This is a genomic window from Pseudomonas sp. AU12215, from assembly GCF_001675465.2.
GTDB classification, from domain to species: Bacteria; Pseudomonadota; Gammaproteobacteria; order Pseudomonadales; family Pseudomonadaceae; genus Pseudomonas; species Pseudomonas nitroreducens.
The window spans coordinates 13,198-28,039 of record NZ_MACM02000006.1 but is presented as its reverse complement, the minus strand read 5'-3'; the positions used below and the strand labels follow the sequence as shown (position 1 = coordinate 28,039).

13 protein-coding genes are annotated in these 14,842 nt (G+C 66.5%); 6 read left to right on the top strand and 7 right to left on the bottom strand.

The features are described 5' to 3' along the window. Positions 1-234: 234 nt before the first annotated feature. Together A9513_RS01620 and A9513_RS01615 are read left to right on the top strand one after the other, a co-directional pair. Positions 235-1,620, top strand: a complete 1,386-nt coding sequence (locus A9513_RS01620) for an FAD-binding oxidoreductase (protein WP_065083801.1) — start codon at positions 235-237, stop codon at positions 1,618-1,620. 12 nt (positions 1,621-1,632) lie between these two features. Then, positions 1,633-1,977, top strand: coding sequence for a cupin domain-containing protein (locus A9513_RS01615; RefSeq protein WP_065083800.1), 345 nt, complete (start codon positions 1,633-1,635; stop codon positions 1,975-1,977). On the opposite strand, the gene A9513_RS01610 is transcribed toward A9513_RS01615, so the two are convergent. Then, positions 1,967-3,454: a PucR family transcriptional regulator gene (locus A9513_RS01610; RefSeq protein ID WP_065083799.1), complete on the bottom strand. Its 1,488-nt coding sequence runs from the start codon at positions 3,452-3,454 to the stop codon at positions 1,967-1,969. The two genes, A9513_RS01615 and A9513_RS01610, sit on opposite strands and share 11 nt — an antisense overlap. Before the next feature lie 255 nt (positions 3,455-3,709). Here A9513_RS01610 and A9513_RS01605 point away from each other — a divergent pair, with 255 nt between their 5' ends. Beyond that, entirely contained in the window at positions 3,710-4,750 is a 1,041-nt protein-coding gene (locus A9513_RS01605) for an ABC transporter substrate-binding protein (protein WP_065083798.1), read from the top strand. A gap of 337 nt (positions 4,751-5,087) precedes the next feature. Here A9513_RS01605 and A9513_RS01600 read toward each other — a convergent pair whose 3' ends face one another. Both A9513_RS01600 and A9513_RS01595 read right to left on the bottom strand, forming a co-directional pair. Continuing rightward, a complete protein-coding gene (locus A9513_RS01600) occupies positions 5,088-6,449 on the bottom strand; it encodes an MFS transporter (protein WP_024762535.1) in 1,362 nt (453 codons plus the stop codon). Positions 6,450-6,657: 208 nt separating this feature from the next. Then, positions 6,658-8,388, bottom strand: a complete 1,731-nt coding sequence (locus A9513_RS01595) for a response regulator (RefSeq protein WP_065083797.1) — start codon at positions 8,386-8,388, stop codon at positions 6,658-6,660. A gap of 155 nt (positions 8,389-8,543) precedes the next feature. On the opposite strand from A9513_RS01595, the gene A9513_RS01590 reads away from it, so the two are divergent. Next, positions 8,544-10,100, top strand: coding sequence for an EAL domain-containing protein (locus A9513_RS01590; RefSeq protein ID WP_065083796.1), 1,557 nt, complete (start codon positions 8,544-8,546; stop codon positions 10,098-10,100). 32 nt (positions 10,101-10,132) lie between these two features. Next, the gene (locus tag A9513_RS01585) at positions 10,133-10,537 is read left to right on the top strand and encodes a hypothetical protein (RefSeq protein WP_024762538.1); all 405 of its coding nucleotides are present in this window, start codon (positions 10,133-10,135) and stop codon (positions 10,535-10,537) included. Between the two features lie 174 nt (positions 10,538-10,711). On the opposite strand, the gene A9513_RS01580 is transcribed toward A9513_RS01585, so the two are convergent. The 4 genes from A9513_RS01580 to A9513_RS01565 all read right to left on the bottom strand — a co-directional run bounded on the left by A9513_RS01580 (position 10,712) and on the right by A9513_RS01565 (position 13,847). Continuing rightward, complete coding sequence (locus A9513_RS01580; protein WP_081753932.1) at positions 10,712-11,446, bottom strand: helix-turn-helix transcriptional regulator; 735 nt, start codon at positions 11,444-11,446, stop codon at positions 10,712-10,714. 434 nt (positions 11,447-11,880) lie between these two features. Then, positions 11,881-12,651: a type I methionyl aminopeptidase gene (gene map, locus A9513_RS01575; RefSeq protein WP_024762540.1), complete on the bottom strand. Its 771-nt coding sequence runs from the start codon at positions 12,649-12,651 to the stop codon at positions 11,881-11,883. Next, positions 12,648-12,857 (bottom strand): ParD-like family protein, encoded by a 210-nt coding sequence (locus A9513_RS01570; protein ID WP_024762541.1) that lies wholly within the window; start codon positions 12,855-12,857, stop codon positions 12,648-12,650. The genes map and A9513_RS01570 overlap by 4 nt, the downstream gene beginning before the upstream one ends. An 84-nt stretch (positions 12,858-12,941) precedes the next feature. Continuing rightward, entirely contained in the window at positions 12,942-13,847 is a 906-nt protein-coding gene (locus tag A9513_RS01565) for a LysR substrate-binding domain-containing protein (RefSeq protein ID WP_024762542.1), read from the bottom strand. Positions 13,848-13,982: 135 nt separating this feature from the next. Between A9513_RS01565 and A9513_RS01560 the strand changes: the two genes are divergently transcribed. Further along, positions 13,983-14,810 carry a MaoC family dehydratase N-terminal domain-containing protein gene (locus A9513_RS01560; RefSeq protein WP_024762543.1) on the top strand — a complete coding sequence of 276 codons (828 nt, stop codon included), beginning with the start codon at positions 13,983-13,985 and terminating at the stop codon, positions 14,808-14,810. Positions 14,811-14,842 lie beyond the last annotated feature (32 nt).

The following is a 14,842-nucleotide window of genomic DNA, read 5'->3' as shown; positions in this document are numbered from 1 at the left end:
GCTCGCTGCAGGATGAAACCATAGCGTCAGCCGGCACGGTCTGCTCCCTCTCCCTGAGGGAGAGGGGTGGGGTGAGGGGGAAGCTCAGGCACAGAGCAGGGCGGAGAGTGCGGTCGTCCATCGGCTTCATATCTTCGTATGAAGCCTTCCCCCGGATTGCATGGAACGGACGATTGTTCGCCACTGGCCTGACACAGGACAGTGGCGCACTACCGTTCAATCTGGAATCCGCACATGAAACGTTCCCTGTGGCTGGAGGAAATCGCCTCCGAGCTGACTCCGCTGCCTGCCCTGGAAGGCCCGCTCGAAGTCGACGTGGCCATCGTCGGCGGCGGCTTCGTTGGCCTCTGGACCGCGCTGCGCCTGCTGGAGCTCAAGCCTGACTGCCGTATCGCCATCATCGAGCGCGACATCTGCGGTGGCGGCGCCTCCGGGCGAAACGGCGGCTTCGTCATGTCCTGGTGGCCGAAGATCAGCTCGCTGGCCGCGCAGTGCGGCAAGGATGAGGCGCTGCGCCTGGCTCGAGCCTCGGCGGCGGCCATCGGCGAGATCGAGGAATTCTGCAAGGCCCACGATATCGACGCGCACTTCCGCCGCGCCGGCTGGTTGTGGACCGCCACCACCGAGGCGCAGCGCGGTGCCTGGAAGGGCGTGCAGCAGACCTGTGCGCGCTTGGGCGAGCCGGTCTTCCAATCGCTTTCCGACAGTGAAGTGGCCCGCCGCGCCGGCTCGCCGAAGCACCTGGAAGGCGTACTGGAAGCCAGCAACGCCACCGTGCAGCCGGCACGCCTGGTGCGCGGCCTGCGCCGGGTGGCGCTGGAGAAGGGGGTGCGCATCTTCGAGAACACCCCGATGCTCAGCCTGGATCGCGGCCGGCCGGCCGTGATCCGCACGCCCGGCGGCGAATTGCGCGCACCCAAGGTCGTGATGGCGACCAATGCCTGGGCGGCGGCGATTCCCGAACTGCGCCGCACCATCCTGCCGGTGACCAGCACGGTGGTCGCCACCGCGCCGACTCCCGAGCGCCTGGAGCAGATCGGCTGGACCGGCGGCGAAGCCGTCACCGATTCGCAGCTGATGGTCGACTACTACCGCACCACCCGGGACGGCCGCATCGCCTTTGGCAAGGGCACCGGGATGATCAGCTACGCCAGCCGCATCGACGAGCGCTACGACCACAACCCGCAGCTCAACGACGCCACCGAACAGGACCTGCGCCGCACCTACCCGCAACTGGACGACGTGCCGGTGACCCACAGCTGGTCCGGGCCCATCGACCGCACCTACGACAGCCTGCCGGTGTTCGGCCACCTGAACGGCGCGCCGCACATCGTCTACGGCATCGGCTGGAGCGGCAACGGCGTCGGCCCGAGCCGTCTCGGCGGGCGCATCCTCGCCAGTCTCGCGCTGGGCATCGATGACGAATGGAGCCGTTGCGGCCTGGTCGGCCGCCAGCCCAAGCGCTTTCCGCTCGAACCGGTGCGCTACATCGGCGGCCTGATGGTGCGCGGTGCGGTGCAACGCAAGGAACAGGCCGAGGCGCAGAACCGCAAGGGCGCCTGGCTCGACCGCACCCTGGCCGGCTTCGCTCCGGCGGGCCTCGAAGACAAGGACCTCTAGGAGAACAGCTGCATGCCCCAACCGATCCTGCTCACCGGCACCGCCGGACTCGAACTGCCGGCGCCGCAGCCGGTGAAGGAACCCCAGGGCACCCCCGTGTCCGGCACCGCGACCCACGCCGAGGAAGGCGAGGGTGGGCTGCTCACCGGTGTCTGGGAATGCACGCGCGGCCGCTGGCGGCGCCAGGTGCTGTCACGGGAGTTCAGCCATTTCATCAGCGGCCACTGCCTGTTCATCCCGGACGACGGCGAGCCCATCGAACTGCGCGCCGGCGACGCCGTGCTGTTCCCGGCGAACTGTCAGGGCACCTGGGATATCCGCGAGACGGTGCGCAAGAGCTTCGTGATCATTCCCTGATCCCCAGGTCCATCCCGGCAATCTGCGCCGAGCGCAGCGCGATCCAGAGGACGGCCACGTCCTCGGTGGAATCCAGCGAGCGCTCGGTGATTTCCTCGATGCGGCGGATGCGGTAGACCAGCGTCTGCTTGTGTACGTTGAGCAGCTGCGCGGCTTTCTGCCAGGAGCGGTTCTGTTCGAGGAAGACGCGCAGGGTGTGCTGCAACTGGCCACCCTGTTGCGCGTCGTAATCCGCCAGCGCACCCAGCACCCGGCGATGTACGCGGCGGGCTTCCTCCAGGCTCGCCGGCAGCCAGGACTGCTCGCCCTGCGCATCGGCGTATGCCACCAGCGGTCGCTGGCGGTTGGCATGGGACAGCGCCAGGCGTGCCTCGCGCAGTGCTTCCACCGCGCGCAATGCATGGCCCAGCGGGTTGCTATGGCCGAGCATGCAGTCCAGCTCGGCCTGCAGGGCCTGCGCTTGGGCCGGATCGTTCAGCAGCAGGATCAGCTCGCTGCCCTGGTGGCGCACCAGCAGCCCCATTCCCAGCCGCTGCAGGCGCTGCTGCCAGTGCGTCGGCAGTTCGCCGGCGGCGCGCGCAAGCACCAGGCAGGCGGCATCCACCGGGCAGTTCAGCTGCGCCAGGCGCTCCTGCGCGGCGCGCTCGGTGAGGCGCTGCTGCAGCAGGTCATCCAGCAACTCCGAGCCCAGGCGCAGCATGCGCTCGTGTTCGACCTGGGCGCGTTCCAGCTCGATGCCCAGCACCGCGACGATATGGTGCAGCAGGCCGTAGTCGAGCAGCTCGCCGCCGGTAGCGAGAATCTCGCAGGTGGCCAGCGACGGCAGTGGCATCACCAGCGCTTCCTGCTCGCCATTGCTGCAGCGGGTCACGGTGTCCGGCACCGAGCGACGCTGGGCGAGGGTTGCCCGCCAACTGTCCGGCAGCGGCGGCAAGCCCTCCTGCCAGGGCTGCAGGGTGGCCGTATCGAACAGGTAGAGCTGGGCTCGGACGTCGCTGCACAGCCGCCGCAGCAGCCCGGCAAGGCCGAGCCCGCGCAGGCCGATGCGCGCGCTTTCATAGATGCGGGTGACGGCGCTGCGGCGTTCGTGCTCTTCCTGCTTGCTGGCGTCGACGATGGCGCGGGTGACGGCGGAGAAGGGTACCGCGTAGTCGGTCATCAGCAGCGGGAAACCCAGCCGGCAGGCTTCGTCCTGCAGGGCCTGGATATCCGCCGGCGCCTGCATGTTCTCGCCGATCATCAGCCCCGATATCCGCGCCCCGGCCAGGCGTTGCAGGTAGTCGCGCTGCGCCTGCGCCTGCGCGGGAATGCCGATGCCGGTGGTCATCAGCAGGTCACCTTCGCCGAGCCATTCGGTGGGGTCCGCCAGCTCGCACACGTGCGCCCAGCGCAGGCGCCGGCCGACGCCTTCGCTGCCGCCGAGCAGGCGGGTGCGCAGGGAGGCGTTGTCGAGGATGTCCTGGATATGGAAAGGCATGGCGGGTCCGCAGCGAAGAGAAACGGCCGGCAAGCATGCCACCAAGCGCGAGGCCTTGTCGCGCCTGGCTTGAGTGGGGATCGCAGGCTTCGTACCAGGATACGAGCGGGGTCTTCCGAATTGTAGTTCCGTCTGATTGTGGAGCTTGCCCGCGTGCCCCAAGACTAGCTGGCAGTGCGCCATGCGAGCCCTTGGAGGCCCCGGATGGCGCCGCCTGCCGCGAGGCGGGCCGTCTACTCACCGGAGACCATAACAATGAACAAGATCCTGAGTTCCTCCATCGCCTGCGCCCTGGGTTGCGCGGCGACTTTCCCTGCCTTCGCCGACCTCACCGTGGTCTCCCACGGCGGCGCCAACAAGGCCGCCCAGGTCAAGGCCTTCTACCAGCCCTACATGCAGCAGAGTGGCAGCCGGCTGATCGCCGACGAGTTCAACGGCGAGATGGCCAAGGTCAAGGTGCAGGTGGACACCGGCAGCGTTTCCTGGGACGTCGTCGAGATGGAAATGCCGGAACTGGCGCGCGCCTGCGATGAAGGCCTGCTGCAGGAAATCGGCGAACAGCCGGGCATTGCCAAGCTCGCCCCTGAACTGCTGGAAGGCGCCGTACAACCCTGCGGCGTGGGCTTCTTCGTCTGGTCCACGGTGCTGGCCTACAACGCCGACAAGCTGAAGAGTGCGCCCACCGGCTGGGCGGATTTCTGGGACACGCAGAAATTCCCCGGCAAGCGCGGCCTGCGCAAGGGCGCCATGTACACCCTGGAGTTCGCCCTGATGGCCGACGGCGTGGCGCCGAAGGATGTGTACGCCGTGCTCGGCACCAAGGAAGGCCAGGACCGCGCCTTCCGCAAGCTCGACCAGATCAAGCCGAGCATCCAGTGGTGGGAAGCCGGTGCGCAGCCGCCGCAGTACCTCGCGTCCGGCGACGTGGTGATGAGCTCCGCCTACAACGGCCGGATCGCCGCCGTGCAGGATGAAAGCCAGCTGCGCGTGGTGTGGAACGGTGGCATCTACGACATGGACGCCTTCGCCATTCCCAAGGGCGCGAAGAACACCGAGGAAGGGCTGCGTTTCATCCAGTACGTATTGCAGACCGAGCAGCAGAAGAACTACGCGCAGCAGATTGCCTACGGCCCGGTGAACCGTACTGCCGTCCCGCTGGTGGACGCCGCGCGCCGCAGCAACATGCCCACCGACGAGGCCAACCTGGCCGGCCAGGTGGCGATGAACGCAGCCTTCTGGGCCGACCACGGCGAGCAGCTGGAGCAGCGCTTCAACGCCTGGGCCGCCAAGCAGTAAGTCTTCCCAGTGTGCGGTCCCGCCCGCACTTTCAGGCCACCTTCGGGTGGCCTTTTTTGTGGGTGGAGGGGCGGGATTTCGAGATGAGACGACTGTTTCGGTGCTCGATTTCCGTCTGTGCAGCCGGATGCCACGTGCCTTCGATGTTGGCGAGCAAGGACTAGGCGTCCCCCTCGGCCCTACAGATGGGCCTGGCATTTTTTGTAGGAGCGAGCTTGCTCGCGAACCGGGACCGGCTTGCGGACAAGGTCCGCTTGTGCGGGAACGCCGGTAGCTCGCCCACAAAAAAAAGCCCATCGGGTCACCGATGGGCTTGGGGGGCAGGCTGGATAACGGATCAGGTCGCCAGGCTCAGCGATGCCGACTGCTGCAGCGAACGGCCCTTGGTTTCCGGCGCCCAGGCCAGGCAGATGAAGAACGCCAGCAGGGTGATCGCCGCACCGATCAGCAGGGTTGCCTGCAAACCGATGGACTCGATGCCGATCGGCATCAGGTAGGTGCCGGTCGCCGCGCCGATGCGGCTGAAGCCCACGGCCACACCCACGGCAGTGGCGCGCACGGAGGTGGGGAACAGTTCGTTGGGGTAGATCCATTCCAGGATGCTCGGCCCGCCGGAGACGAAGGCATAGAAGGCAAAGGCGCCGACGATGAACCAGGCCGGCGCGTCCGCCCACAGGCCCAGGGCCAGCAGCGGCAGCGCCATCAGCGCGAAGGGCACCACCACCATGGGCCGGCGGCCCCAGGTTTCCACCAGTTTCAGCGCCGGGATCACGCCGATGGCGAAGAGAATGGCGATCATCAGCTCGCCCAGGGTCGAGGAGTTCTCGCCTTTGATGCCGGCGGTCAGCAGGATCATGCTGCCGAAGGTGTACAGCACGTACTGCGGAGTGATCTGCGCGAAGTAGAGCATGCCGCACATGATGGTGCGCTTGAGGTAGCCGCCCGAGGAAATCATCTTCAGGTCGCTCTTCCACGAGCGATGGCGGCCGCCGTCGTTCAGCTCGGCGACGTCGGCCGGGGTGATCACCACGTCCCTGCCGTAGACCAGCTTGATGACCTTCTGCGCTTCCTCGATGCGGCCCTTGCTGGCCAGCCAGCGCGGCGATTCCGGGATGCCGCGGCGGATCAGCACGACGATGATGCCGACCACCGCGCCGCTGAACAGCATCCAGCGCCACAGCGAATGGTCGCCCGTCCAGGAGACCATCAGGTAGCCGACGATGAAGGCGGTCATGGCGCCGCAGGACCAGGCCAGGCCGGACACGCCGATCATGAAGCCACGGCGCTTGGACGGGGTGAACTCGGTCAGCAGCGAGGTGGCGATGGGGTAGTCCGCGCCGACCGCCAGGCCGATGACGAAGCGCAGCACGATCAGTTGCCAGGCCTCGGTGACGAAGGCAGACAGGCCGCAGGCGATCACCAGTATGGTGAGGTCCAGGGCGTACATGGTTTCCCGGCCGATGCGGTCGGTGATGGCGCCGAACACCGTCGCGCCGAAGAAGATGCCCAGCAGCGAGGCAGCGCCGATCAGGCCGGTTTCCACCGAGGTGGCGGCGATGTCCTGGCCGAAGCCGATCAGCGCGATGCCGATCAGGCTGAGGATATAGCCGTCCAGGAACGGCCCGCCGCAGCAGGCCAGCAGCAGCTTGCGGTGAAATTTCGATACCGGGGAATGTTCAATGACATCAAACACGCTCATGGGTACAACCTTTGTTGAATTTATAAGTGGCCGGGCAGGCGGCTGCCGAGAGTCGGCAACGGGCGGCAGGAGCCCGCGTTCAGCGGCCGGCAAGGGGAGGCAAAGGTTGCAGGGGTGGGTCAGGGCGGACAATCCACCCAAGGTAAGAAGCGCCGCGTAGGGGTCTGTACGATCGTATGAGCGCCTGCGGTTGCGCCCGCCGCAGGTTTCAGCCGGCGGGTTGCAGCAACAGGTGCACGGTCGCGCTGCAGGCCTGGCCGGGCAGTTGGGACACCTGCAGCTCGCCGCCGATGCTGTTGATCAGGTGCTGGGCGATGCTCAGGCTGAGGCTGCTGCGCGCCGGGTTGCGGGCGGGGTAGTCGCGGGTCAGCTCGGAGAGTGAGTACGCGCGCATTTCGCGGCGCCTGCTCCCCGGCAGGCCTTCGACGGTAATCCGCACGGCCATCTGTTCCTGCTTCGGGGTGGCGGCAATGCATAGCCGGACACTGCCGTCATCGGTCAGGTCGATCACGTACAGGCCCAGGTGCCGCAACGCCTCGCGCAGGGACTTGGCGTCGACCAGCAGCCGCTTGCGCGAGCGACTGTCGGTTTCCAGCTTCAGGGCCAGTTGCTTCTGCCCGGCCACGCCGTGCAGGGCTTCGAGCACCTCGCTGGCGAGTTCGTCAAGCCGCGAGGGCAGCAGCGGGACTTCATCCTGGGCGATGAGCGCACGCTTGAGCGAGGCGCCATGGACTCGCAGCTCGTCGAGAATCGCCTGGGCCTGGTCGAGGGCCGGGCCGCCAGGCTGCCCCAGGGTATCGGCCAGCGCCTGGAGGCGTTCGTTCAGGTGGGTGGTCGCGCTGGTGAACAGGTCGGTCAGTTGCTGATGCGCCAGTTCGCCGGCTTCGGCGCGGCTGCGCAGCTCTTCGAGCTGGTCGTAGCGTTCGGTGATGTCGGTGCTGCAGCAGATCATCCCAAGCAGGTTGCCTTCGCCATCCCGATAGGGCGTACCCCAGTGATGCAGCACACGGCGTTCACCGTGGACGTTGATTTCGATGTCCTTGTTGAAGGACTGCTCCTCACTGATCGCGCGCTGCAGGAAACGCAGCATGTTGCGGGCGTCGCTGGGCGAGTACCAGTCCACCTCGGTGGTGCGGGTGCCGAGCACGTCGTCCAGCTCCGCCTGGTACAGCTCCAGGTGCGCCGGGTTGGCATAGACAAGACGTGCCTCGGTATCGCGAACGTAGAAGGCCGCCGGCAGGCTTTCGACCATGGAGCGCCACAGGGGCGTTCCGCCGGTATCGGCATCGGTGCCATGGGCATCGCTGGCGGGTGCCGCGAGGTGGTTGCGGCGGGCGAAATCGATCAGTTCGAGCATGCTGGAGAGGTTGAGCTTGCTGCGCATGCGCGCCCGGTAGGTACTGACGGATTTCTCGCTGATGGTCAGCTCGTGGGCGATCTCCTGGTTGCTGTAGCCGCTGGCGAGCAGGCTGAGCACGCTCAATTCACGGTTGGACAGCGAGGCCACGCGCTCGGCGTCGTTCTCGTGCAGGCTGCCGCGGTGCACGCTGCCGAGCATTTCGGCCGGGAAGTAGCTGTGCCCACGCAGGACAACGCCCAGTGCTTCCTTGAGGCGCTCGATGTCCTGGTGCTTGCTGACGAACCCCGAGGCGCCCGCCTGCAGAAAGCGGCCGACGTAGTGCTCCGAGTCCTGGGTGCTGTAGCCCAGGATCGGCAACGTCAGCCCCCGCGCGCGCAGGCGCGAGATGACATCCAGGCCGGTGAGCTGCGACAGGTCGATATCGATGATCAGCAGGTCCGGGGCCAGGCGCGTGGCCAGGCTCAGGGCTTCGAGGCCGTTGCAGGCTTCCCCGACTACCGTGTGGCGCTCCGCCTGCAGCAGCATGCGCACGGCGTAGCGGGTCATCGGGTGTTCGTCCGCGATCAGTATCCGCGCCATCTCTATCCCTCTGGTCTGCTCTCCACTCTAGGGCATGGCGGCGGCTTTCGTGTAGTCATGTTCCTACAAGTCGTGACTGGATTTCGCATCCTCAGTTCATGGCCACTGGGAAAGAATGCGTGCAAAGACTCCCCATTCCCCTCAAGGTGACCCACATGAGTCGCACTCGAATCGTCAGGGCCGGCATCCTCGCCGGCTCGCTGGGTGTCGCTCTGGTCATGGCCGGCAGCGGCTTCCTCGCCTGGCACCTGGTCATGCAACACACCGCTGAACGCCTGGAAAGCCTGGCACGGCTTGCCTCCGAACGCGCGGACCGAACCCTGGCCCAGGCCGCGACCGCGCTGCGGCAACTGAACAGCTCGCCGTTGCCGCCCTGCTCGGTGGAGGGCATCGAGCAGATGCGCCTGGTGGCCATCGACACGCTGGCGGTGAAGGCAGTCGGTTATGTCGAGGAAGAGGTGTTCGTCTGCAGCTCCTGGGGCGCCGTCACGTCCCCGGCACAGCGCTGGCCGGAAGACTTCCGTACCCGCGAGGGCCTTGGCGTGTCGATCAACGTGCAGCCGTTCGTTGTGCCGGCCAAACCCATGCTGGCCCTGCGCGATGCCGCGTTCAACCTGCTGATCGAGCCGGAACACTTCCTCGAGACATCCCTGGCGCCCGGTGTCAGCCTGGCGCTGGGCACGCCCGCGGGGCACTGGCTGGGTACGCCTGCCGCCGGTTTCGCCCAGGTGCTGACGCGCATCCATGGTGAGCCGCACTCCGGCTTGCAGGACGGCTACGTGTACGCGCGGGTTGCGCACGGCAATTGGCAGACCGTCGCGGCGGTCACCCGCCAGGAAATCCTCGGCGACCTGTGGCGCGAGATGCTGATGCTCGCACCGCTGGCCCTGCTGCTTTCGGGCCTGTGGTGCTGGCTGGTGGCGCGCCGTGTGCGGGCATGGCTGTCGCCCTTGGCCGTACTGTCACGGGCAGTGGCGAAGGGCGAATTCCACGCCTTCTACCAGCCCATCCTCGACCTGCGCGACGGCCGCTGCATCGGCGCCGAAGCGCTGGTGCGCTGGCGCCGCGCGGACGGTTCGCTGGGCATGCCTGACAGCTTTCTTCCGCTGGCCGAATCCAGCGGCCTGATCGAGCCGATCACCGCGCAGGTGATCGCTGGCGTTTGCCGCGAGCTGGGCGCCAGCCTCGTTTCCGGGCAGTTGCAGCACGTGTCGATCAACCTGTCGGCGCGCGATGTAGCCAGCGGCGCCTTCCTCCCGCACCTGACGCAGGAACGGCAGCACGCGGGCATCGCCGCCCAGTGCATCTGGCTGGAAGTGACCGAAAGCAGCCTGCTGAGCATCGATGCGGCGCACCGGACACTGGCGCAGAGCCGCGCGGCAGGGCACCCGATTGCCCTGGACGACTTCGGCACCGGGTACTCCAGCCTGCAATACCTCAGGCGGCTGCCGCTGGACCTGCTGAAGATCGACCGCTCCTTCGTCCAGCCGCTCTCGGCCGGCACGCCTTGCCCGGTGACCGACCACACCATCGCCATGGCGCGCCAGCTGAAGCTGCTGCTGGTGGCTGAGGGCATCGAGTCCGACGAGCAACTGCAGTACCTGCGCCAGCGTGGCGTGCAGTACGGTCAGGGTTGGCTGTTCGGCCAGGCGATGCCGCTGGATGCATTCTTGACCTTCGTAGCCGGACACCACTGGCAGGCTGCGTCATGATTTCCCCGCCCCCTGAACACAGGATGATCACCATGAAAGCTTCCCTGCTGCTGTTCTGCCTTGCCACTGCCACTCCCGCGTTCGCGCTGGCTGCCGACACCGTCACCACGGTCCCAGTGCACTTCGCCAAGGGCGCAAGCAGCACCGCCCACAAAGGCAGCTTCAAGGGCTACGACACAGTCCTCTACACGCTTTCGGCCAAGGCCGGGCAACACATGAAAGTCGGCGTCACGGGCAGCAGCAAAGCAAACTTCAACCTCTTCGCTCCGGGCGACAAGCCGGGCGAATCGACCGCCCTGGGCGCTGGCTCAGTCGGCCAGGACTGGAGCGGTGCGCTGCCAGCCTCGGGAACCTACAGCGTGCAGGTCTACCAGATGCGCGCCAGCGCGCGGCGCGGCGAAACGGTGAACTACAGCATCCACTTCGCCATCGAGTGACGCCGGGGCCGCCTTCCGAGTGGCGCAGGGCTGCTCGGCCCAGGTCGTCAGGAAGGTGGGTACGCCGATTCGGTGGACCGGCTTGTTCATCCCCGCCCGGGATCGAGCCGGTGTAGCCCTCTCGCTCAGGCGGCAACCCGGCTCGCGAAAATGACAACCTATCTGCAACCCGATTCAGGAATGGGCCGCCTGGTAGTGGCTTGGCGATTGCCCGAGGACGCGCTTGAAGGTCTGCGAGAAGGCGCTCGGGCTTTGGTAGCCGTGCTCCAGCGCCACTTCCAGCACCGGGGCTCCGGAGAGCAGGCGTTGCAGGCTGAGCACCATGCGCACGCGCGTGCGCCAGTCGCTGAAATTCATGCCCAGTTCGCGCTGGAACAGTCGGGCAAGAGTGCGGCTGCTGATGTTCAACTGCTGTGCCCATTCCTCCATCCCTGTTTCGTCGGCCGGCGCGCCGATCACCGCGTTGCACAGCCGCAGCAGGCGCGGGTCGCGCGGCATCGCCAAGTGGATGCCAACGGTCTGCGCCGCGTCCATCTCTACCAGCAGCAGCTCGTGCAGGCAACGGCGCCGGCGCTCGTTTCCATCGCCGGGTTGTACGGCACTGGCGGCGACCAGCAACTCCCGCAGCAGCGGGGTCACCCCGAGCAACTGGCACTGCTGGCCACCCCAGGGCCAGTTCGAAGCGGGCATGAACAGGGTGCGCATACGCACCCTGCCAAACATGCGGAGCTGGTGCTCGGTGCCCGGCGGCACCCACAGCGCATGTCCCGCCGGTACTACCCAGCTCTTTTGCGCCGCACCCACCAGCATCACGCCGGAAATCGAGTGGATCAGCTGCGCCTGGGTGTGGCAGTGCGGCAGGATTTCCTCGCCATCCTGGTGGTCGTAGGCCAGCGCTTCGAGCGACATGGCGCAGGTCATGCTGCCGGACCTTGGCGGCGAGAGAGTGTGTCGAGCGGCGTCATGCGGGACTCCTGGTTGATCCGGCATTCTAAATGAGGATGTCCAGCATGATGTGGCGTTTTATTGTCGCGATAATAAAAAGGCGCAATAAATCGGCATAAATCATAAATTAATTGGATTTATTGGCAAGGTTTTCTCTCTTCAGTGAGATGAGACAAAACCCGACACTTCCCGCGCGGGTGGAATCGCGAAGTTTTGCCGCATGCGCTGGGCTTCAGACACGGACATTCGGCCGCACAGGCGCTTGAGTTCGCGGGTGAACGGCGAGCCGACGGCAACGCTCGCTGCGTGCTGGGCAGCGATGCGCTGGGCCTGGTGCGGCAGAAGCTTTCGGCACTGCATGAGGAGCTCAGCCGATCCACCGACGGCTGGGGCGCAGGTCAGCGCCTGGGGTTGCGCTCCTCGGGGCGCAGCGTGAGCACGTCGAAGCCCGTGGTGGTTACCGCCACGGTGTGTTCGAACTGTGCGGAGAGCTTGCCGTCGAGGGTCACCACGGTCCACTCGTCCTTCAGGGTTTTCACGCCCGAAAGTCCCTCGTTGAGCATGGGCTCGATGGTGAAGACCATGCCCTGCTTGAGGATCTGCCCGGTGCGCGGACGGCCGACATGCAGTACCTGCGGCGGCTCGTGCATCTCGCGACCGATGCCGTGGCCGCAATAGTCCTCGACCACGCTGTAGCCGTGCTGCCGGGCGTGCCGCTCGATGGCGTGGCCCACATCGCCCAGGCGGGCGCCGGGCTTCACCGCGCGGATGCCTTTCCACATGGCTTCGTAGGTGATGTCCACCAGGCGCTTTGCAGCAGGCGAAACCTTGCCGATCAGGTAGGTCTTGCTGGAGTCGGCGATAAAGCCGTTCTTCTCCAGGGTGATGTCGAAGTTGACGATGTCGCCGTCCTGCAGGCGATCCGCCTCGGAGGGAACACCGTGGCAGACCACCTGGTTGCGTGAGGAATTGAGTACGTAGGCGAAGCCGTACTGGCCCTTGCTGGCCGGCCGCGCCTGCAGTTCGTCGACGATGTAGCGCTCGACCTTGTCGTTCACCTCCAGGGTGGTCATGCCTTCCAGCGGCAGGGCGTCGACGAAGCCAAACACCTGCGCCAGCAGGCGGCCGGACTCTCTCATCAGCGCCAGTTCCGCCGCCGTCTTGATCACTTGGCACCTCCGGCGACGGGGTATTTCACCCCGGCTTCCTGCAATTCGCGGGTGACGATGTCGTTGTAGCTCAGGGTCGGTTCGAGCTCGCAGAGCATGCCGATCTTGATCCAGAACGCCGCCTGGGCGTTGATCGAGCGGCACGCCACGGCGCTGGCACGGCGCAGTTGGTCGTGCAGATCGTCATCCAGGTTGATGATGCCCATGGGAAAAGTCTCCATATGAAACATAACAATACATATATGAATCATATTTCCCGGCGTACCGAAACGCAAAACTCCCGCGCCCACTCACTGCGGTGTATCGGCGTCCTGCATGGCGTGTAGCAGGTCCACCAGTGCGCGGGCGCAAGCGGGCAGGGCCTCGCGGTCGCGCAGCAGCACGCTGCGTTCGCGCACCACCCAGGGTTCGTCCAGCGGCAGGATGCGCAGGTTCATGGTGCGGCTGTGGCGCAGGGCGGCCGTTTCCGGGATGACGCCGATGCCGACACCGGCCTCGACCATCCGGCAGATCGCCTCGAAGCTCGCCACCTGGATGCGCAGGTTGAGCTCGCCACCCATGCGGTCCACCCGCTCGCGCAGGAAGCTCTGCAGGGTGCTGCCTTCGTGCAGGCCGATGTGCGGGTAGTCCAGGGTATCGGCCAGGGTCAGGCGGGGCAGGGCGCACAGCGGGTGGTCCGGGGCCACGGCCAGCACCAGCCGGTCGGTGCTGAAGTGGACGATCTGCAGGCCCTCGGCACGTACCGGGCCGGCGACTATGCCCAGGTCCGCCGAGCCATCGAGGATGGCGCGGACAATGTCGCGGTTCAGCCGTTCCTGCAGGTCGACACTGACGCCGGGGCGTTCGGCGAGGAAGTCCGCCAGCAGCTCGGGGAGAAACTCGGTGCATGCGGTGGTGTTGGCGAAGATGCGGATGTGCCCGACCTGGTCACCGGCCTGGCCGCTGAAGTCGCTTTTCAGGTGGTCCACCTGGCGCAGGATCAGCCGTGCGTGCTGCAGCAGGCGTTCCCCGGCGGGAGTCAGCTCGACCCCGCGGTTGTCCCGATACAACAGTCGGCAGTCGAGTTGCCCCTCCAATGCCTTGATTCGCGCGCTGGCGGCCGCGGCGGAAAGATGGGCACGGCGCGCGCCCTGGGTGAGGCTGGGGGCTTCGGCGATATGGATGAAGAGACGCAGGTCGGCGAGATCGAAATGCATGCAACGGGTTCCCGCTAGGCTTGGGGATGGAAGTGGCGTTCGTTTCTGCTTAACGCTGGATTATGAAAATGTAGATTCGCCGAACGCAAGCCTCTGTTGCATCCTCGGCTCATCCACTCTGCCAAGAGGTCACCCATGAGCGATTCGCCGTACGCCGACTGGATCGGCCGTTCCCAGGAACGCGAGGAAGAATTGAGTGCCGTGCTGGTCCGCCGTCTGGCCGTGACCCTCGCGGAAGACGTACCGGCCGCGGGCGATGCGCTGCCGCCGCTGTGGCACTGGATGTTCTTCCAGGACGAGGTGGTCGAAACCGGCCTGGGCGCCGATGGCCATCCGGCGCGCGGTGGCTTCCTGCCGCCGGCCGATGGGCGCAACCGCATGTGGGCCGGCGGCCGCCTGGAGTTCCATGAACCGCTGCGCGTCGGCGGGCTGGCGAAGCGCACCACGACCATCCTCAATGTCGAGGAAAAGCACGGCCGCACCGGCTCGCTGCTGTTCGTCACCCTGCGCCATGAATTCCATCAGGACGGCCGCCTGGCCCTCAGCGAGGAACAGGACATCGTCTACCGCGAACCGACGCCGCCCCGGCTCTCCAGCGGCGACGCGCTGTCCGCCGGCGACTGGAGCGAGTCCGTCGAACCGACTCCGATCCTGCTGTTCCGCTATTCCGCGCTGACCTTCAACGGCCACCGCATCCATTACGACTGGCCCTACGTCACCGAAGCCGAGGGCTACCCCGGCCTGGTGGTGCACGGCCCGCTGATCGGCACCCTGAACCTGCGCGCGTTCTGCCGCGCCAACCCCGAAGCACGCCTGCGCCGATACGCCTACCGTGGCTTGCGCCCGCTGATCAGCCCCGAACCTTTCGCAGTCGGCGGCCGCCTGAGCGGCCCCGGCAAGGCCGAAGTCTGGGCTGGCAACGGTGCCGGCATCGCCCAGCGCGGCGAAGTGGAATTCGACTGATCGCACCCCTGCGGTGCCCTCCCAACAAGAAA